Raw genomic sequence first — 17,358 nt, 5'->3', positions numbered from 1 at the left:
TTCCTTTCACATTTTAGGGACGTTGCGGCGGATATGATCTTCCATGAAGTCATCTGTCCTAGAACGAGACAACGCACGACGACGCAGGTTTTCGCGGATGCGCGCAGGCGCAGAATGGCGAAGGCTTGGGATAAGAGCCTGAACCATCTGACTTTGAACAGGAAAATACTTATTGATCGAACGGCCCACATAGGGCGCGTTGGACGGAGAAACCAGTTGCGGCAGGACCGCAGGACCGACGCCGATCAATTGACCGGCGTCTAACGGTTCACCGTCGATTGCCGGAACGTAGAGGGTCCCAACCGCTTCGTTATGAACCTTGAGAAAGCCGGGATCAACTTTAATGTCGCTCTTTTCGACATCATAACCCGGCGCGACGGATTGCGTCACTTCATCCTGACCGGATTGCGTGTCCGTGGAAACGAGATCACGCGGAGCCGGTTCAGGACGATATGACGTCTTAGTTATACGAGCAGGTTTCATTTCAGCATTTGGCTGGTGAAACACAGCAGGACGCCCGCCGTAAGAAGGCTGCGACCGAAACACACTTTCAGCAGCAGTCTGGTTATATTCCAGAATACCAGCCCGCGCGCGGTCGAGCTTGATTTGCGCCATGTCAATCTCAAGCTGATCGGCCTGACGACGACGAGCGGCGTCACCCGAAAATACATCATCAAGCCCGGACAAGCCGGACGTGAGCATTTCAATGCTGGCGAGCGGGGCAGGGCCTTGCCCGCCAGCGATGGACCCGGACGGCTGGCCGAATTGCAGCATGGTCAACGGGTTGAACCCGTATTCCTCTGCAGCATCCCGAGCGCCTTGAGCCTGCGACATGATGTTGTCGCGAGGGGAAGGCGCTTTCTCTTTTTTGCCAAAGAGACCCGAGAGACCGCCGAAGATTTTACCAACGGCGGGCAGGGCGGCGAGAACAGGATTGGCCATCAGCGCCACCCGCTATAGGGGCGACCGGATCGCACCGGAGGCAGAGACCCACCGAGAGCGGAACGCCACAGCTTGCGCATGTCCTTGCGCAGCTTGTCGCCCGAAATCCAGAACATGTCAGAGACAAGTTTGGCCTCGACCGGCAGCATTTCATCGCCTTCCTCAAACCATTCTTCAGGACGGGAATGCTGCCAGAGCCATGAGAGCGCATCCGAATAGGTCGAGACGGGCGCGCGATTGGCGTAGAGGGGATCAACCGACATTGGCGAGACCCCGGCACAGCGCCAGATGCAGAACGGGATCAGCATAGGCCAAGATAGCGCCGACAAAGACGAACAGACGCATCAGCGTCGATCGGTCGGGTTTGGGAAGCAGTTCTTTCACAAGTCACCTCATAGTTGACGTTGCGTGATAATCCGTATTATGGAACAATTATCCGCTACAGCTCACGAAACCTCCTACTTTTGCCCAGCTTGCCGAATGTCGCCCTCTGCGGCACATCTGAACCAAGCAGGAGATTCTGATGGCTGTATCACCCCCCGTCTGCGACTTTGGCGCACCGTTGCATGATTTCACTTTGCCCGGAACCGATGGGCGCGATTACAGTCTGGCCGACATGCGCGGCGCGCGCGGCACTCTGGTCATGTTCATTTGCAATCATTGTCCCTATGTGCAGGCAGTGATGGACCGGATCGTGCGGGATGCGCGTGATCTGATGGCGGCGGGTGTCGGAGTTGTGGCGATTTCGTCGAATGATGCCGACAGTTATCCACAGGATGGCCCTGAACAGATGCGCGTGGAAGCACAACGTCATGGATTCCCGTTTCCGTATCTTTATGATGAAAGTCAGTCAGTTGCACGGGATTTTGGGGCCGAGTGCACACCTGATTTCTTTGGCTATAATGCCGCTGGTGCATTGCAGTATCGCGGTCGGCTTGATGCGTCCGGGCGCAATCCCGGCCCGACCGACGCCCGTCGCGATCTGTTTCAGGCGATGCTCCTGATCGCGGAAACCGGCCAAGGCCCGCAGGATCAGATTTCGTCGATGGGCTGTTCGATCAAATGGAAAACCGCATGACCGTTTGCTTTGCGCCTTGCCCGGTGGTGTTCGATCTGGATGGCACGCTGATCGACAGCGTGCCCGATATTCACGGCGCCGCCAATGCCGTGCTGCGCGAGAATGGCCTGCGCCCGCTTTCGCTGGACACGATCCGCAGTTTTGTCGGTGGTGGCGTCGATTTGCTATGGACGCGCATCGTAGCGGCAGTTGGTGCCCGTGCCGATCTGCATCGTGATCTGGTTGCGGCTTTCATGACCCGCTATCACCACGCAACGGCGCTGACCCGGCTGTATCCCGGCGTTCTGGAGACGTTGGGCGTGCTGGCAGACCGGGGTTATCTGCTGGGGATCTGCACCAACAAACCGGCAAAACCAACGCAGGCCGTCTTGCAGCACTTTGGCATAGATGCGCTGTTTGGTGTTGTTATTGCTGGAGATTCTCTGCCACGGAAAAAGCCCGACCCGGCACCTTTGCGCGCGGCATTCGCGGCACTGGGGGGCGATCCGATGTGGCCCAAGGGGATTTACGTTGGCGACAGCGAATTCGACGCCGATTGCGCCGCCGCCGTTCCGGTGCCCCTGCTGTTGTTCACCCGCGGCTATCGGCAAAAGCCGGTCAGCGACCTGCCCCACACCGCCGCTTTTGACGATTTCGCCGCCCTGCCCGCGCTGGTTGAAAGGCTGTCGGCATGATTGGCGCGCTGATCTGGGATGTGGACGGCACCCTGTCCGAGACCGAGGAAACGCAGCGTTGCGCCTTTAATGAAACCTTTCGCGCCTTTGCGATTGACTGGAATTGGGACCGCCACACCTATCAGCGCCTATTGCTGACATCTGGCGGTCTCCAGCAGCTGCGCGTCTATGCTGATGAAACCGGCGCAGAATTGTCGGACGATCTGCTGCGCCGCATCTATGCAGACAAGACGCATCGCTATGTCCGGTTGCTGGAACGCGGCGGTGCGCCATTGCGGCCCGGTGTGGCGGCGCTGATTGCGGCGGCGCAGCGCCACGGGGTGCGGCAGGCGATTGCAACCACCACCAGCCGCGCCAAGGTCGAGGCGCTGATCGCCGCCACGCTTGATCGCCCCGCAGCCGAGGTGTTTCAGGTCATTGCCGCCGGGGATGAGGTGCGTATTCAAAAACCTGCGCCCGATGTGTTCATGCTGGCATTGGCACGGCTGGGCTTGCCGGCCAGTGACTGCATTGTGATCGAGGACAGCCAGGCTGGGATGACTGCGGCCCGTGCTGCCGGGTTGCGGGTGCTGATAACGCCCTCGGAATATGCGCGGGACACCGATTTTTCGGCAGCCGACTGGGTTTTGCCCGACCTGACGGCCCCCCTGCCCGATCCGCTGTCCTGCCTGATGGAACAGCATCGCGTGGCTTGACAGCCCCACCCTGGATGCACGAAATCCCCTCAGTCAAAGGAGAGTGCGATGGACCTGCGCCAACTGACCCCGGACCTTGCGGTCTCGCCCCAGATCATGCCCCATGAAGTTCCGGCTCTGGCCGCTGCGGGGTTCAAGGTTCTGGTCAACAATCGACCCGATGCCGAAACCACGCCTGACTACGACAGCAAGGCGATGCGTGCCGCCGCCGAGGCAGCGGGTATGCAGTATCACCAGATCCCGTTCACGCCAGGACAGATCACGCCCGAGATGATCGCAGATTATGACGTGGCCATTTCGGGGGCCAAGCCGGTGATTGCCTATTGTCGGTCCGGCAATCGCTCGACGGTGTTGTGGGCGTTGACTCAGGCCGCGCGGCTGCCGGAAGCCGAGATCATGGAAACCGCAGCCCGTGCCGGTTACGACCTGGCCCCGGTGCGCCCGCTAATCGCCTCGCTGGCTGGAAAGAGGGATTGAAGGGCGGCAAGAAAGCGCCCTAACGCACTGTTTTCATTCAGCACCCAAGGCGCGCTTGACGTTGGCTGTCCAACCCAAAAGCCGCAGGTCGCCCGCCGCGATAGCCGGGCGCTTCATCACGCTGGGTTTTTCGCCCATCATCTGAACCGGCGACAGGGCTCGTTCGGCATCAGACATGCCGCGCCATGTCAGGCTGGCGCGGTTGATGATCTTTTCGCCCCATTCATCGGCCATCCGCTGACGTTCCGTTTCAGACAGCGGGTCTTTCTGCACGTCGCGGAACGCAACCTGCCAGCCAACAGCCTCTAGCGCGGCTTGCGCTTTTTGGCAGGTAGAACAATGCGCAAGGCCGAACATTTCAAGTTTTTTGGACATGATGACTCTCAGATGAATGGCACAAAGGGCACGCCACAACCGGCCAGGGCCAGCACGGCGGCAAGGGACAGGATCAGCTTCACCAATGGTTCCTTTCGGGTCGTTGCGGCGATTATCGCCTGACCCGGCCCACCTGTGCAATCAGTGATCGTCGCGATGCAGCCCAGCCTTGATCCGCCGCAGGCTGAGCCAGACACCGCCGACCACCAGCGGCACCAACAGCGCCAGAAACGTGCCTTTTTCCAAGCCGATAGCCGTCGTCAGTGGCGCCAGCGCATAAGACGCCAACCCGACCGCGTAATAGCTGATGGCCACCACTGACAGCCCTTCGACCGTGTGTTGCAGCCGCAATTGCAGGTCGGCGCGGCGATCCATGCTTTTCAACAGCGCCTGATTCTGCGCCGAGCGTTCCACATCGACGCGGGTGCGCAACAGATCCCCTGCCCGCGTCGCCCGTTCTAACGCGGCGTTCAGGCGATGTTCGGCGGATTTCACCGTTCGCATGGCGGGCAAATAGCGGCGGGTCATGAACTCGCTTAACGTCTGGCGTCCCTGAAAGCGGGTTTCGCGCAGAGACTGCACCCGTTCGGCGACGATGGCCTCATAGGCGGCGGTCGCGCCAAAGCGGAAAAAGTTCTGCGTGGCCTGCGTCTCTAACTGGTTCGAAACCTTCAACAATTCATGCAGCAAGGCGTCTGCGGGCTGCTCGGCTGACATATGATCGACGATCTCGCTGAGCCGCGCCTCGATCCCGTTCAACTGCCGCATCAGGCCGCGGCTGCGCGACAGGCCCAGCATGGACATGGCGCGATAGGTTTCCAGTTCGGTCAGGCGCTGAACGATGCGGCCGACGCGCGCATCGCTTTCGCCGGGGCGGACGAAAACGGCAAAGCGCATCCATCCGGTTGCATCAATGCGGAAATCGCTGGCGACAACGGCGGATTCTTCTAATATCCACGACATGGCCAGACTGTCGGGCGCGAACCATTCCGCCACACGGGCGGTCAGTTCGCTAAGGTCATCAGGCAGCCACTGAACCTGCACCAGAACCGCCGCCACCCGCTTGCCCGGCGCGCCTGTTTGCCAATCCTGAGGGAAGACCGCGCCCGCCTTGGGGTCAAAGGCATGTGGCGGCAGGCCGGGCGTGAATGCCGCGTAAGTCACGAATTCTGCATGACTTTCCCACCGCAGATGATGGCGGCCAAGCTGCCCTGCATAGTGGCTGGCATCCGGGTCGGGGCGCGGGCCGCCGTGGCGCGAAACCAGCGCCGACAGGTGCTCATAGTCGCGCGCACGGTCGCGGCCTACGGCATCGCGGGGTTCCTTGATGGCCAGATAGGCGACCGTCGCAGGCGGCATCACCCGAGGCGAAGGCCGCGCGTGCAATTCATTGACCAGCGCATAGCGCAGCGGGTGATCGTCATCAGGTGTCATGACGACATCATGAGGAAAGTGAGGCGCCGACACCATAGAGCAAGAAGTCGGATACAGGGCGCAACGGGCGCGCGTTGCGGCGAAAGCAACGCACGGGCAACACAGCGTGCGTTGCGCGATGATTTTGTCAGCAGGGGCTGGAAAAACTGCCGCGCAACGGGTGCACAACCTGTGCACAGGGCGTGCACAGATGGTGCACAAGCTGTGCACCGGGTTGTGCCGATTTGCGGATTGCGCCGCATGACACCGATTTCATCTGCTGCGGCCTTGCGGTCTTTATTTACCATTGGACGCGGCTTGCACTTTGCCACACCATTCCACCATTCCACCATTAATGGAGACATTGTTATGTCAGCCAGCGAATACCCTGCCGTCGGACATGTCTATGAGGCGCGTTTTGGCGATCTTGCTTACCATCTGGATTTTCAGTCGGATGGACGAACCATGACGTTTTCCAGCGTTGGAGAAGCTGCGCCAGTCGCAGACGCCCAGGTGACGGTCCAATATAAGGCGCTTGAGGTTGCCCCTGACGTCTTTATGGTAATCTGGACCGAACCGGATGGCTCGACCGTTACCCATGTCGAAGATTGCGCCAACGCGGTGGTTCACACGAACATCATCCTGCCTGACCACCAGTTTCTGAATTACACCGGCACGTTCAAGCTGGTTCGCTGAAGGCAAGGGATTGAAATGAAGGGGGAGTTTCGATGAATAACAAGGATATAGTTCTCGAATATCTGGATACTGTTTTCAATGCCAAAGACTTGGCGAAGGCCGAGACCTATTGGGGTGATGACATGATCCAGCACAATCCGTTGATGCCCAATGGCCTTGATGTTCTGCGCGGATTCATCGGCTCTGCCGATCCGTCTTTGTCGTATGAACCCGGTCTGGTCATGGAAAGTGGCGACAAGGTTATGATTCACGGCCGTTACTCTGGTTGGAATGGCAAGACCATGATCGCGGTTGACATCTTTCGGTTGAAGGACGGGAAAGTTATCGAGCATTGGGATGTCATGCAGGAAGAAGTGCCCGCGGCCGATGCGGTCAACGGTAATCCGATGTTCCCGATCGAGTGACGCCCGGCAAATCAAACAGATAGCCGCCGCAGGACTTTACGAAAGATAAGCTTCGTATGCGGGCGCAAAGCGATCAATCTTATTACCGCAAAAAAGGGCGGACCCAACGGCCCGCCCCCTTGTCTTACCCTGCCGCCCTTATCAATCAATCAGCGGCAGCAGTTTGTTGATGCTGTCCTTGGCGTCGCCATAGAACATCCGGGTATTTTCCTTGTAGAATAGCGGGTTTTCGATCCCGGAATAGCCGGTGCCCTGCCCGCGTTTGGACACGAACACGTTCTTGGCCTTCCACACCTCAAGCACCGGCATTCCGGCGATGGGGCTGTTGGGGTCTTCCTGCGCGGCGGGGTTCACGATGTCGTTCGAGCCGATGACGATCACCACGTCGGTGGACGGGAAATCCTCGTTGATTTCGTCCATCTCCATCACGATGTCATAGGGCACCTTGGCTTCGGCCAAGAGCACGTTCATGTGCCCCGGCAGACGGCCCGCGACCGGGTGAATGGCAAAGCGCACGTTCTTGCCACGTGCGCGCAGCTTGCGGGTCAGTTCGCTGACCGCGCCTTGCGCCTGCGCCACCGCCATGCCGTAACCGGGGACGATAATCACCTCGTCCGCGTCGTTCAGCGCGGCGGCCACACCGTCGGCGTCGATGGCGATCTGTTCGCCCTCGATCTCCATCGCGGGGCCAGCCTCGCCGCCGAACCCGCCGAGGATCACCGAAACGAAGTGCCGGTTCATCGCCTTGCACATGATATAGGACAGGATCGCACCGCTTGAGCCGACCAGCGCGCCCACCACGATCAGCAGGTCATTCGACAGGGTAAAGCCGATCATCGCCGCCGCCCAGCCGGAATAGCTGTTCAGCATCGACACCACCACCGGCATATCGGCCCCGCCGATGCCCATAATCAGGTGATAGCCGATAAAGAACGCCGCCAGCGCGATCACCAGCAGCCACAACGTGCCCGGCCCGACCGAGGCGCAATACAGCACCACCATCAGCAGCGAAATCGCCGCCGCGCCCGCGTTCAGCATGTGACCGCCGGGCAGCTTTTTCGGCTTGCCGTCGATCTTGCCCGCCAGCTTGCCATAGGCGACGACCGATCCGGTAAAGGTCACGGCACCGATAAAGATGCCCAGAGCGACCTCGATTTTCAGCATGGTCAGCTCGGCCGGGGTTTTGTGCGCCAGAACGGCGGCAAAGCCGGTGAATTCGGTCAGCAGCCCTTCGGCGCGGGCGCGCAGCACGCGCATCATTTCGAAATGCGCGTTAAAGCCCACGAACACCGCCGCCAGACCGACAAGGCTGTGCATGGCGGCGACCAGTTGCGGCATTTCCGTCATCTGCACGCGCTTGGCGACATAGACGCCGCCCGCACCGCCGATGGCCATCATCACCAGCGACAGCAGCCAGTTGCCGTAGCCCGGCCCCGTCAGCGTGGCGACCACGGCCAGCGCCATGCCGGCGATGCCATACCAGACGGCGCGCTTGGCGCTTTCCTGCCCCGACAGGCCGCCCAGCGACAGGATGAACAGCACCGCCGCCACCACATAGGCGGCGGTGGTAAAGCCATAGGCAGGCAATGCGGCCAGTGCGCCATGCGCGTCGGGCACGATCACGGGCGGGGTGAAATTCGAGTGTTCCATGACGCCCTCTTACGATTTCTGGAACATGGCCAGCATCCGCCGCGTGACCATGAAGCCGCCAAAGATGTTCACGCCCGCCATCAGCACCGACAGCGACGCCAGAATGACGATCAGCGCCGAGCCGGACCCGATCTGCAGCAAAGCGCCGACGATGATGATCGAGGAAATGGCGTTGGTGATCGCCATCAGGGGCGTGTGCAGCGAGTGGCTGACGTTCCAGATCACCTGGAAGCCGACAAACACCGCCAGCACAAAGACGATGAAGTGCTGAAGGAAGCTGGCCGGTGCGATCCAGCCGACCAGCAGCATCAGCAGCGCGCCCACGGCCAGCAGCGTGACCTGCGATTTCGTCTGCGCCCTGAAGTCGGCCAGTTCCTGCGCCCGGCGTTCCTCGGGCGTCAGTTCCTTTTTCTTTTCCTTGGGCTTTTGCGCCGCGATGGCCGCGATCTTGGGCGGCGGTGGCGGCCATGTCACATCGCCGTCATGGGTGACGGTGGCGCCGCGGATCACATCGTCTTCCATGTTGTGGTTGATGACGCCATCCTTGCCCGGCGTCAGGTCGGCCATAAAGTGGCGGATGTTGTTGCCATAGAGTTCCGACGCCTGCGCACCCATGCGCGACGGGAAGTCGGTATAGCCGATGATGATGACGCCGTTTTCCGTGACAATGCGCTGATCCGGCACGGTCAGTTCGCAGTTGCCGCCCTTTTCGGCGGCAAGGTCCACGATCACGCTGCCCGGCTTCATCGCCTGCACCATGTCGGCGGTCCACAGCACCGGCGCATCGCGGCCCGGAATCAGCGCGGTGGTGATAACCACGTCGATGCCGGGGGCCAGTTCGCGGAACTTGGCCAGTTGCTTTTCGCGGAACTCGGGGCTGGACGGGGCCGCATAGCCGCCGGTCGCCGCACCGTCCTGCGCAGGCTGGTCGAATTCGAGGAAAACGAACTCCGCGCCCATTGATTCGATTTGTTCGGCCACCTCGGGGCGCACGTCAAAGGCATAGACCTGCGCGCCCAGGCTGACAGCGGCGCCGATGGCGGCCAGACCGGCCACGCCCGCGCCGATGACCAGAACCTTGGCCGGGGGCACCTTGCCCGCCGCCGTCACCTGCCCGGTGAAAAAGCGGCCAAAGTTGCCCGCCGCCTCGATCACGGCGCGATAACCGGCGATATTCGCCATGGACGACAGCGCGTCCATTTTCTGCGCCCGGCTGATGCGCGGCACCATGTCCATCGCAATCGCGGTAACACCCTGCTGGCGGGTTTTTTCCAGCAGATCCGGGTTCTGCGCCGGATAAAAGAACGAAATCAGCGTCTGTCCCTGACGCATCCGATCAACTTCGGATTCGGACGGCTGACGCACCTTGGCGACGACATCGACCGCATCGGTCAGTTGCGCGGCGGTCTGTTCGACCGTGACGCCTGCCGCGCGATAATCATCATCGGAAAAGCCTGCCCGCGCACCCGCGCCAGCTTCCACAAAGACCTGATGGCCCAGTTTTTGCAGATGGCCTGCGGATGACGGCGTGATCGCGACTCGCGCCTCGCCGCTCTGAGTTTCCTTCAACGCGCCGATCTTCATGGGCACCCCCTGTTCAACGTGGCAAATGTCTAGCACCGCGAATCGACATTTCACAAGGCTGCGAGGCGGGATCGCGACTATCTGTTCCTTGGCAAATGGTCGTAGTCACCGACCAGCAGGTGGCGGGGTGGCATGTCCTCGGTGATAATCAGGGGGGCGCCGGGCGGGATCGCGAACAGGGTGTCGGTCTGATCGTCGGCCACGCTGGAGACCTCGCCGATCAGGCAGGGGCCACCCTCGGCGCGGAATTCGTGCCAGTCGCCGGGGCGCAGTGTGACGGATTCGCCGGGGTCCAGCCGGATCACGCCCCCCGGTTCAACCCAACGCGCGATACCATCGCATTCCACCGTCACGCCCTTGCCCATGTCGATGCCACCCTGCGCATCCGATCCGCACAGCCGCACGGCCAGCGTCGCCCCCCAGCGGTTCACCAGATCCTTGGTTTTCAGCAGATGTGTGTGCAGCGGCACAAGCTGGGCGTCCTGAGCCACCAGCAGCTTTTCCGCGTAAACGCGCCCTGCCCCGCCCGCCAGTTCGGCAAGGCTGCCGCTGCGCAGGGTAAACAGGACCAGTCCGCAGTGGTCGAAATCGCCACTGCCGAAATCGGTGATGTCCCACCCCAGACGGCCCGCGACGATGGCCGGTGTGGCGCGGTCAATGAATTCGCGCGGCGTCCACCACGCAAAAGGCGGCAGTTGAAAGCCGGATCGCGCGATCATCTCGATCGCGTCACCCATGATGTCGTTGATGCGTGAACGTTTCATCCGCGCCCCTTTCCCCGGCCCCCCGAAACGCCAAACATGAAACGCCAAGGCCGCGCGGGGGCAAGCCCTCGCGCGGCCGGTTCGTGGCTGATCGCCGGATCAGTTGGTCGGCGCGGGCGTCGTCGGTTCAACCGTCACGGCGTCTTCGACGGCATCAGCTGCCTCACCAACGGCACGGGCGGCCTCGTCGGTTGCGCGGGCGGCGGCGTCGGCGGCATCGCTGGCTGCGCCTTCCACGGCGGTCGCGGCGCTGGAGGCCGCATCTTGGGCAGCGCTGGCCGCATCTTGCGCGGCACCAACAGCGGTTTCAGCAGCGGCATCCGCCCCGGTCGCGGCGGCATCGGCGGCGCGGTCAGCGGCGGCTGCGGCCTGATCGGCGGCGGCCTCTGCCTCGGCTGCGGCACCTTCGACGGCGCTTTCAACCTGAGTCGCTGCGCCTTCGACAGCGGTTTCAGCCTCGGTCACGGGCGAAACGGGTTCGGTCGTCGTCACCGGATCGGTGGCGGCCGGGGCCTCGGTCGTGGTGGTGACGGTATCGCCTTCGACGGCAACGTCATCACTGGTCATAAAGCGGGTCAGAACGAAATAGGCCAGCGCAAGGGCCAGCAGCACGCCGATAATCAGCGGCATGGCCGAGGCGCGGCGTTCCACCGGCTCGACATAGGCTTCACGGCGCGGTTCCTCGGCAGGGGCCGAGCGGTTCGGATCGTTCGGATCATAGGTCATGTTTCATTGCCCTCCTGGCTAATATTCTGGTCTGGCCCCATTGCCCTGCATATGCAGGGCCGATGACCTTGCGGCCCGACACTCTCCCGAATAACACTTGCCGGATGTGAAGGTTCCCCACGCCCGCTGGCTTTTTCAGGCAGGTCTGCTTATGACGCAAAATTCCGCACAAACAACCCGTTATCTGGCAGATTATCGCCCATATCCGTTTCAGTTGCGCGAAACGCGGCTGGCGTTCGATCTGTCGCCCGATGCCTCGCGGGTGCGGTCAGATCTGGATTTCGCGCCGGTCGATCCGGGCGCCGACCTGGTGCTGGACGGGGCCAGCGGGCTGATCCTGCACCGGCTGTCCATCGACGGGCGCGACCTGTCCCCCACCGATTACCGGCGCGAGGGCGAGGTGCTGACCATTCCCGCCGCCGCCCTGCCCGATGGCCCGTTCACCCTGTCGGCGGATGTGCAGATCAACCCTGCCGCCAACACCACCTGCGAGGGGCTGTATCTGTCGGGCGGCATGTTCTGCACCCAATGCGAGGCCGAGGGGTTCCGGCATATCACCTTTTACCCCGACCGCCCCGATGTGATGGCGCCGTTTCGCGTGACCATCTACGGCGATCAGCCGGTGCTGCTGTCCAACGGCAACCCCGGTGCGCGTGGCGAATGGCACGACCCCTGGCCCAAGCCCGCCTATCTGTTCGCGCTGGTCGCGGGCGACCTGCGTGCGGTCAGCGGCAGCTTTACCACCATGTCGGGCCGCGATGTGGCGCTGAATGTCTGGGTCCGTCCGGGGGATGAGAATCGCGCCGGTTTCGCCTTGGAATCGCTGGTGAAATCCATGCATTGGGATGAACAGGTCTACGGGCGCGAATATGATCTGGACGTGTTCAACATCGTTGCCGTCGATGATTTCAACATGGGCGCGATGGAAAACAAAGGGCTGAACATTTTCAACTCGAAACTGGTGCTGGCCAGCCCGGACACCGCGACCGACCTTGATTATGAACGGATCGAGGCGGTGATCGCCCATGAATATTTCCACAACTGGACCGGCAACCGCATCACCTGCCGCGACTGGTTTCAGCTGTGTCTGAAGGAAGGGCTGACGGTATTCCGCGATCAGCAGTTCACGTCTGACCTGCGGTCTGCGCCGGTCAAGCGGATCGAGGATGTGAAAACCCTGCGCGACCGCCAGTTCCGCGAGGATGCGGGGCCTTTGGCGCATCCGCCCCGGCCCGACCGCTATCAGGAAATTAACAATTTCTACACTGCCACCGTCTATGAAAAAGGGGCCGAGGTGATCGGCATGTTGAAACGGCTGGTGGGGGATGATGGTTATAAGGCCGCGCTGGATCTGTATTTCACCCGCCACGATGGCGATGCCGCCACGATCGAGGACTGGCTCGCAGTGTTTCAGGATGCCACGGGTCGCGATCTGACGCAGTTCAAGCACTGGTATACCGACGCGGGCACCCCGCACCTGACCATGGCCGAGGATTGGGCCGATGGCCGCCTGACCCTGACCTTTACGCAGGACACCGCGCCCACGCCCGGCCAGCCGGACAAGCCGCCGCGGGTCATCCCCATCGCCGTCGGCCTGATCGGCCAGAACGGCGATGCGCTGCGCGACACGCAGGTGCTGGAAATGACGCAGCCACAGCAGGCGTTCCGTTTTGACGGGCTTGGCGCGCGGCCTATGGTCTCGGTTCTGCGCGGCTTTTCCGCGCCGGTCACGCTGTCGCGCGATCTGGATGACGCGGGCCGGGCTTTCCTGCTGGCCCATGACAGCGACCCCTTTGCCCGGTGGGAGGCTGGTCACGGGCTGGCGCTGTCGTCTCTGACGGCGATGGCGCAGGGGGGCGAGGCGGCGGCGGGTCATCTGGACGCCATCGGTCGGCTGATCACGGATGAGACGGCGGAACCGGCGTTCCGCGCGCTGTGTTTGACCCTGCCGGGCGAAGACGAGGTGGCCAGCGTGCTGGCCGGGCGTGGGGTGACACCTGATCCCGACGCCATTCACGCCGCGCGCGAAAGGCTGGCCACCGATCTGGCGCAGGCGCATGAACCGGCACTGGCCGCGCTTTACGAGGCGATGGAAACCCCCGGTCCCTATGCCCCCGACGCCGGACCGGCGGGGCGGCGCGCGCTGCGGCTGGCGGCGCTTGGGCTGCTGTCGCGGCTGGATGGCGGCGCGCGGGCCGCAGCGCTGTTCGACACGGCGGGGAACATGACCGAGCGGATGGGCGCGCTGACCGCCCTTGTCCGTGCCGGTCGCGCCGATGCGGCGCTGGACCGGATGCTGGGTGAATTCAGCGGCAACCGGCTGGTGATGGACAAGTGGTTCGCCGTGCAGCCGATGGCCGCCCCGCCCGCCCGCGCCACAGCGATTGCCCGCGATCTGGCCGCGCGCGCCGATTTCGACTGGAAAAACCCCAATCGCTTCCGCGCGCTGATTGGCGGCCTGGCGGCCAATCACGCGGCGTTTCATGCCGCTGATGGATCAGGCTATGATTTCATCGCCGGCTGGCTGATCCGGCTGGACCCGGTAAACCCGCAAATCGCCGCCCGTATGTCGGCGGTGTTCGACACTTGGCACCGCTATGACGCGGCCCGTCAAGCCCATGCCCGCGCCGCGCTGAGCCGGATCGCGGCGCTGCCGGGCCTTTCGCGCAACACCTCGGAAATGGTCACGCGGATCATTGCCGCCGGTGGCTGAAGCCTATTGGCCCGACGACACGAAACGGTGATAGTGCTGTCATGAACGCCAAGGAAGACATGCAGGCCCGGCTGGACCCGCTGATCGCGGAACGCGCGCCGTGGCTCTTTTCGGGGCGCCCACATCACGCGCTGGCCCGCAGCGTGATGATGCACCTGCTGCGCTATCCCGAAACGATCCGGCTGGCGGCCGAATTCCGCGATCTGCCCACGCCCGACATCGTGCGGCGCATGGAATCGCTGATCGTGCGCGATGTCACGGTGCAGGGGCTGGAACATCTCCCCGCCACCGGCCCGGCGCTGATCGTGGCCAACCACCCCACCGGCATCGCCGATGGTCTGGTGCTGCACGCGGTCATCAGCCAGTTGCGCGACGATCTGTTCATCTATGCCAATCAGGACATGATCCGCGTGCTGCCGCAGATGGTCAGCCTGATCGCGCCGGTGGAATGGCGACAGGAAAAGCGCAGCCACGCCAAGACCCGCGCCACTATGGACTACACGCGCGAGGCGTTGGGGGCCGGACGTATCGGGCTGATCTTTCCCTCGGGGCGGCTGGCCAAGCGGCGCGGGCTGACGTTGCACGAACGCCCGTGGATGGCCAGTGCCGCCATGATCGCGCGCAAGTTCGGCGCACCCGTCATCCCGCTGCGTATCCGGGCGCGCAACTCGGCCCTGTTCTATCTGCTGGATGCGATCCACCCGACACTGCGCGACGTGACCCTGTTCAACGAGGTGCTGAACAAGGCCAGCCAGCCCTATCGTCTGACCATCGGCGCACCGATTGACCCGGCCACCCTGCCCCGCAGCAGCGACGAGGGGATCGAGGTTCTGCGGCAGGCCGTTTTGTCGCTGCCCGAACCTGGCCAGGACGCGATGCGCCTGGCCGCAGATGGCGGGCGGACGGTTCTGTCACGGCAGCGGCAAGGCATCGCCTGACCGGGGTGCCCGGCCCCGACCGGCCCTGCCCCGCTAAATCACCATATCGTCACGGTGAACGATCACCGCACGGCCCGGATAGCCAAGGATCGTCTCGATCTCGGCCGTGCGATGACCGGCGATGGCACGCGATTCCGCCGCCGTATAGCGGGTCAGCCCATGGGCCAGCGTTTCGCCCAAGGGGCCGGTGATCGCCACCGGATCGCCGCGGCCAAAATCGCCCGTGACCGCCGTTACCCCGGCTGGCAACAGCGATTTTCCGGTGGCCAGCGCCGCCGCCGCGCCCGCATCGACCATCAGTGTGCCGCGCGGTTTCATCGCCGCGATCCAGCGTTTGCGCGCGGCCTGTGGATCGCCTTCGGGCAAGAACCAACTGCACCGCGCCCCTGTCGCTACGGTCCGCAAGGGGTGCAGCACCGAGCCTTCGGCAATCGCCATCGCACAGCCGCCCGCAACGGCGGTGCGCGCCGCCAGCAGCTTGGTTTTCATGCCGCCCTTGGACAAGCCACTGACCGGATCGCCGCCCATCGCCTCGATCTCGGGGGTGATGCGCTCGATCACCGGCAGATGCACGGCCTCGGGGTCGGTCTTGGGGTTCGCGGTATAAAGCCCGTCCACATCCGACAGCAGCAGCAGCTGATCCGCGCCGCAGGTGACGGCGATCTGTGCCGCCAGCCGGTCGTTGTCGCCAAAGCGGATCTCATCCGTGGCCACGGTGTCGTTCTCATTGACGATCGGCACGACGCCCAGCCCCAACAGGGTTTGCATCGTAGCCCGGCTGTTCAGGTAACGGCGGCGGTCCTGCGTATCCTCCAGCGTGACCAGAACCTGCGCGGTGGTGACGCCATGCGGGGCCAGCGCCGCCTCATATGCACGGGCCAGCCGGATTTGCCCGACCGCAGCGGCGGCCTGCGCCTGTTCCAGCGGCAGTGCGCCATCCGGCAGCCCCAAAACCCGGCGGCCAAGCGCGATAGACCCTGACGATACCAGCACCACATCGGCCCCGCGTCGCCGCCAATTTGCCACATCGTCGCACAGCGCCCGCAACCAGTCGCTGCGCAAGCCATCTGGCCCGACCAGCAGGGCTGAGCCGATTTTCACCACCAGGCGACGTGCCGCCGCGAGATCCGGGCTTAGGGTTGCCATGCTTCGGGCGCCTGTTTCGGGGCCTGATCGACGCGATGCGCCGCCACCTGAGTCCACAGTGCGCGCAGCACCTCGGTCACGCCGGTCTTGGACACGCCCGACATCAACATCACCGGCCCGCCGATTTCGGTTTCCAGTTCGGCGCGGCGTTCGGCCAATGTTTCATCATCCAGCGCGTCGATCTTGTTCAGCGCGGTGATACGGGGTTTCGCCATCAGAATAGGCGAGTATTTTTCCAGTTCCGTCAACACGGTGCGCGCATCGCCTGCCACATCCTCGGAGGTGCCATCAACCAGATGCAGCAGCACGGCGCAGCGTTCGATATGGCCCAGGAACCGGTCGCCAATCCCGCGCCCCTCGCTGGCGCCTTCTATCAGACCGGGAATGTCGGCCACCACGAATTCGCGCCCGTCCACCCCGACAACGCCCAGATTCGGGTGCAGCGTGGTAAAAGGATAATCCGCGATCTTGGGCCGCGCGTTGGATGTCGCTGCCAGAAAGGTCGATTTCCCCGCATTCGGCAGCCCCACCAGCCCGGCATCGGCGATCAGTTTCAGCCGCAGCCAGATCGTGCGTTCGACCCCCGGCAGGCCGGGGTTGGCGTTGCGCGGCGCGCGATTGGTCGAGGTTTTGAAATGCAGGTTCCCAAAGCCGCCATTGCCGCCGCGCGCCAGCAAGACACGCTGGCCCACTTCGGTCAGGTCGGCGATGACGGTTTCTTCGTCTTCCTCAAGAATTTCGGTGCCGACCGGCACTTTCAGCACGATATCATCGCCCGATTTTCCGGTCATCTGGCTGCCCATGCCGTGCTGGCCTGATTTTGCAAAGAAATGCTGCTGATAGCGGAAATCAATGAGGGTGTTCAGCCCCTCGACCGCCTCGGCCCAGACGTCGCCGCCGCGCCCGCCATCGCCGCCATCCGGCCCGCCGTATTCGATGAATTTCTCGCGCCGGAACGAGACGCAGCCCGCCCCGCCCCCGCCCGAGCGGATATAGACTTTGGCTAGGTCAAGGAATTTCATGGCGCGCGTCCTGTTTTGCAGGCTTTTGCGATACGGCAGCAGGCCGCCAGCCGCAAGGCCG

At 63.0% G+C, this 17,358-nt stretch carries 19 protein-coding genes; 8 read left to right on the top strand and 11 right to left on the bottom strand.

The features are described from left to right. Positions 1-6: 6 nt before the first annotated feature. From Q4G22_RS05900 to Q4G22_RS05890, 3 genes are read right to left on the bottom strand one after another with little or no spacing between them, the layout of a single operon-like run. Positions 7-951: a hypothetical protein gene (locus Q4G22_RS05900; RefSeq protein WP_303384975.1), complete on the bottom strand. Its 945-nt coding sequence runs from the start codon at positions 949-951 to the stop codon at positions 7-9. Next, positions 942-1,205, bottom strand: a complete 264-nt coding sequence (locus Q4G22_RS05895) for a hypothetical protein (protein WP_303384974.1) — start codon at positions 1,203-1,205, stop codon at positions 942-944. Before Q4G22_RS05895 ends, Q4G22_RS05900 begins: the two co-directional genes overlap by 10 nt. Next, positions 1,195-1,326, bottom strand: coding sequence for a hypothetical protein (locus tag Q4G22_RS05890; RefSeq protein ID WP_303384973.1), 132 nt, complete (start codon positions 1,324-1,326; stop codon positions 1,195-1,197). The genes Q4G22_RS05895 and Q4G22_RS05890 overlap by 11 nt, the downstream gene beginning before the upstream one ends. 139 nt (positions 1,327-1,465) lie before the next feature. Here Q4G22_RS05890 and Q4G22_RS05885 point away from each other — a divergent pair, with 139 nt between their 5' ends. From Q4G22_RS05885 to Q4G22_RS05870, 4 genes are read left to right on the top strand one after another with little or no spacing between them, the layout of a single operon-like run. Continuing rightward, positions 1,466-2,020 (top strand): thioredoxin family protein, encoded by a 555-nt coding sequence (locus tag Q4G22_RS05885; protein WP_303384972.1) that lies wholly within the window; start codon positions 1,466-1,468, stop codon positions 2,018-2,020. Then, a complete protein-coding gene (gph, locus tag Q4G22_RS05880; RefSeq protein ID WP_303384971.1) occupies positions 2,017-2,694 on the top strand; it encodes a phosphoglycolate phosphatase in 678 nt (225 codons plus the stop codon). The genes Q4G22_RS05885 and gph overlap by 4 nt, the downstream gene beginning before the upstream one ends. Next, complete coding sequence (locus Q4G22_RS05875; protein WP_303384970.1) at positions 2,691-3,389, top strand: HAD-IA family hydrolase; 699 nt, start codon at positions 2,691-2,693, stop codon at positions 3,387-3,389. Before gph ends, Q4G22_RS05875 begins: the two co-directional genes overlap by 4 nt. A 48-nt stretch (positions 3,390-3,437) precedes the next feature. Then, the gene (locus Q4G22_RS05870) at positions 3,438-3,866 is read left to right on the top strand and encodes a TIGR01244 family sulfur transferase (RefSeq protein WP_303384969.1); all 429 of its coding nucleotides are present in this window, start codon (positions 3,438-3,440) and stop codon (positions 3,864-3,866) included. A gap of 33 nt (positions 3,867-3,899) precedes the next feature. On the opposite strand, the gene Q4G22_RS05865 is transcribed toward Q4G22_RS05870, so the two are convergent. Together Q4G22_RS05865 and Q4G22_RS05860 are read right to left on the bottom strand one after the other, a co-directional pair. Next, complete coding sequence (locus Q4G22_RS05865; RefSeq protein WP_303384968.1) at positions 3,900-4,241, bottom strand: arsenate reductase family protein; 342 nt, start codon at positions 4,239-4,241, stop codon at positions 3,900-3,902. 141 nt (positions 4,242-4,382) lie between these two features. Further along, entirely contained in the window at positions 4,383-5,675 is a 1,293-nt protein-coding gene (locus Q4G22_RS05860) for a DUF3422 family protein (RefSeq protein ID WP_303384967.1), read from the bottom strand. Between the two features lie 348 nt (positions 5,676-6,023). Between Q4G22_RS05860 and Q4G22_RS05855 the strand changes: the two genes are divergently transcribed. Both Q4G22_RS05855 and Q4G22_RS05850 read left to right on the top strand, forming a co-directional pair. Continuing rightward, positions 6,024-6,350: a hypothetical protein gene (locus Q4G22_RS05855; RefSeq protein ID WP_303384966.1), complete on the top strand. Its 327-nt coding sequence runs from the start codon at positions 6,024-6,026 to the stop codon at positions 6,348-6,350. A gap of 32 nt (positions 6,351-6,382) precedes the next feature. Next, entirely contained in the window at positions 6,383-6,754 is a 372-nt protein-coding gene (locus Q4G22_RS05850) for a nuclear transport factor 2 family protein (protein WP_303384965.1), read from the top strand. Positions 6,755-6,895: 141 nt separating this feature from the next. Here the strand turns inward: Q4G22_RS05850 and Q4G22_RS05845 are convergent, their stop codons facing one another. The 4 genes from Q4G22_RS05845 to Q4G22_RS05830 all read right to left on the bottom strand — a co-directional run bounded on the left by Q4G22_RS05845 (position 6,896) and on the right by Q4G22_RS05830 (position 11,478). Then, positions 6,896-8,404, bottom strand: coding sequence for an NAD(P)(+) transhydrogenase (Re/Si-specific) subunit beta (locus Q4G22_RS05845; protein ID WP_303384964.1), 1,509 nt, complete (start codon positions 8,402-8,404; stop codon positions 6,896-6,898). Positions 8,405-8,413: 9 nt separating this feature from the next. Further along, the gene (locus Q4G22_RS05840; RefSeq protein WP_303384963.1) at positions 8,414-9,988 is read right to left on the bottom strand and encodes a Re/Si-specific NAD(P)(+) transhydrogenase subunit alpha; all 1,575 of its coding nucleotides are present in this window, start codon (positions 9,986-9,988) and stop codon (positions 8,414-8,416) included. A 77-nt stretch (positions 9,989-10,065) separates the two neighbouring features. Next, positions 10,066-10,752 (bottom strand): D-lyxose/D-mannose family sugar isomerase, encoded by a 687-nt coding sequence (locus Q4G22_RS05835; protein WP_303384962.1) that lies wholly within the window; start codon positions 10,750-10,752, stop codon positions 10,066-10,068. Between the two features lie 99 nt (positions 10,753-10,851). Then, entirely contained in the window at positions 10,852-11,478 is a 627-nt protein-coding gene (locus Q4G22_RS05830; RefSeq protein ID WP_303384961.1) for a hypothetical protein, read from the bottom strand. A gap of 151 nt (positions 11,479-11,629) precedes the next feature. Here Q4G22_RS05830 and pepN point away from each other — a divergent pair, with 151 nt between their 5' ends. Both pepN and Q4G22_RS05820 read left to right on the top strand, forming a co-directional pair. Further along, complete coding sequence (gene pepN / locus Q4G22_RS05825; protein WP_303384960.1) at positions 11,630-14,191, top strand: aminopeptidase N; 2,562 nt, start codon at positions 11,630-11,632, stop codon at positions 14,189-14,191. A 41-nt stretch (positions 14,192-14,232) separates the two neighbouring features. Beyond that, a complete protein-coding gene (locus Q4G22_RS05820) occupies positions 14,233-15,129 on the top strand; it encodes a 1-acyl-sn-glycerol-3-phosphate acyltransferase (protein ID WP_303384959.1) in 897 nt (298 codons plus the stop codon). A gap of 33 nt (positions 15,130-15,162) precedes the next feature. Here Q4G22_RS05820 and proB read toward each other — a convergent pair whose 3' ends face one another. Continuing rightward, on the bottom strand, positions 15,163-16,275 hold the full coding sequence (gene proB, locus Q4G22_RS05815) for a glutamate 5-kinase (RefSeq protein WP_303384958.1): 1,113 nt from the start codon (positions 16,273-16,275) through the stop codon (positions 15,163-15,165). Next, positions 16,263-17,297 (bottom strand): GTPase ObgE, encoded by a 1,035-nt coding sequence (gene obgE, locus Q4G22_RS05810; protein WP_303384957.1) that lies wholly within the window; start codon positions 17,295-17,297, stop codon positions 16,263-16,265. Before obgE ends, proB begins: the two co-directional genes overlap by 13 nt. Between the last annotated feature and the right edge of the window lie 61 nt (positions 17,298-17,358).

Source organism: Paracoccus sp. (in: a-proteobacteria), from assembly GCF_030538655.1.
Taxonomy (GTDB): Bacteria; Pseudomonadota; Alphaproteobacteria; order Rhodobacterales; family Rhodobacteraceae; genus Paracoccus.
The sequence above is the reverse complement of the archived record's forward strand: the minus strand, read 5'-3'. Positions and strand labels throughout refer to the sequence as shown.

Bases quoted from the DNA above. Each gene is read 5' to 3' on its own strand.
- Q4G22_RS05845 (WP_303384964.1), bottom strand. From the start codon at position 8,404: ATGGAACACTCGAATTTCACCCCGCCCGTGATCGTGCCCGACGCGCAT.
- Q4G22_RS05830 (WP_303384961.1), bottom strand. From the start codon at position 11,478: ATGACCTATGATCCGAACGATCCGAACCGCTCGGCCCCTGCCGAGGAA.
- Q4G22_RS05850 (WP_303384965.1), top strand. From the start codon at position 6,383: ATGAATAACAAGGATATAGTTCTCGAATATCTGGATACTGTTTTCAAT.
- Q4G22_RS05820 (WP_303384959.1), top strand. From the start codon at position 14,233: ATGAACGCCAAGGAAGACATGCAGGCCCGGCTGGACCCGCTGATCGCG.
- Q4G22_RS05870 (WP_303384969.1), top strand. From the start codon at position 3,438: ATGGACCTGCGCCAACTGACCCCGGACCTTGCGGTCTCGCCCCAGATC.
- Q4G22_RS05855 (WP_303384966.1), top strand. From the start codon at position 6,024: ATGTCAGCCAGCGAATACCCTGCCGTCGGACATGTCTATGAGGCGCGT.
- Q4G22_RS05895 (WP_303384974.1), bottom strand. From the start codon at position 1,205: ATGTCGGTTGATCCCCTCTACGCCAATCGCGCGCCCGTCTCGACCTAT.
- Q4G22_RS05875 (WP_303384970.1), top strand. From the start codon at position 2,691: ATGATTGGCGCGCTGATCTGGGATGTGGACGGCACCCTGTCCGAGACC.
- Q4G22_RS05835 (WP_303384962.1), bottom strand. From the start codon at position 10,752: ATGAAACGTTCACGCATCAACGACATCATGGGTGACGCGATCGAGATG.
- pepN (WP_303384960.1), top strand. From the start codon at position 11,630: ATGACGCAAAATTCCGCACAAACAACCCGTTATCTGGCAGATTATCGC.
- Q4G22_RS05865 (WP_303384968.1), bottom strand. From the start codon at position 4,241: ATGTCCAAAAAACTTGAAATGTTCGGCCTTGCGCATTGTTCTACCTGC.
- obgE (WP_303384957.1), bottom strand. From the start codon at position 17,297: ATGAAATTCCTTGACCTAGCCAAAGTCTATATCCGCTCGGGCGGGGGC.
- Q4G22_RS05885 (WP_303384972.1), top strand. From the start codon at position 1,466: ATGGCTGTATCACCCCCCGTCTGCGACTTTGGCGCACCGTTGCATGAT.
- Q4G22_RS05840 (WP_303384963.1), bottom strand. From the start codon at position 9,988: ATGAAGATCGGCGCGTTGAAGGAAACTCAGAGCGGCGAGGCGCGAGTC.
- gph (WP_303384971.1), top strand. From the start codon at position 2,017: ATGACCGTTTGCTTTGCGCCTTGCCCGGTGGTGTTCGATCTGGATGGC.
- Q4G22_RS05860 (WP_303384967.1), bottom strand. From the start codon at position 5,675: ATGACACCTGATGACGATCACCCGCTGCGCTATGCGCTGGTCAATGAA.
- proB (WP_303384958.1), bottom strand. From the start codon at position 16,275: ATGGCAACCCTAAGCCCGGATCTCGCGGCGGCACGTCGCCTGGTGGTG.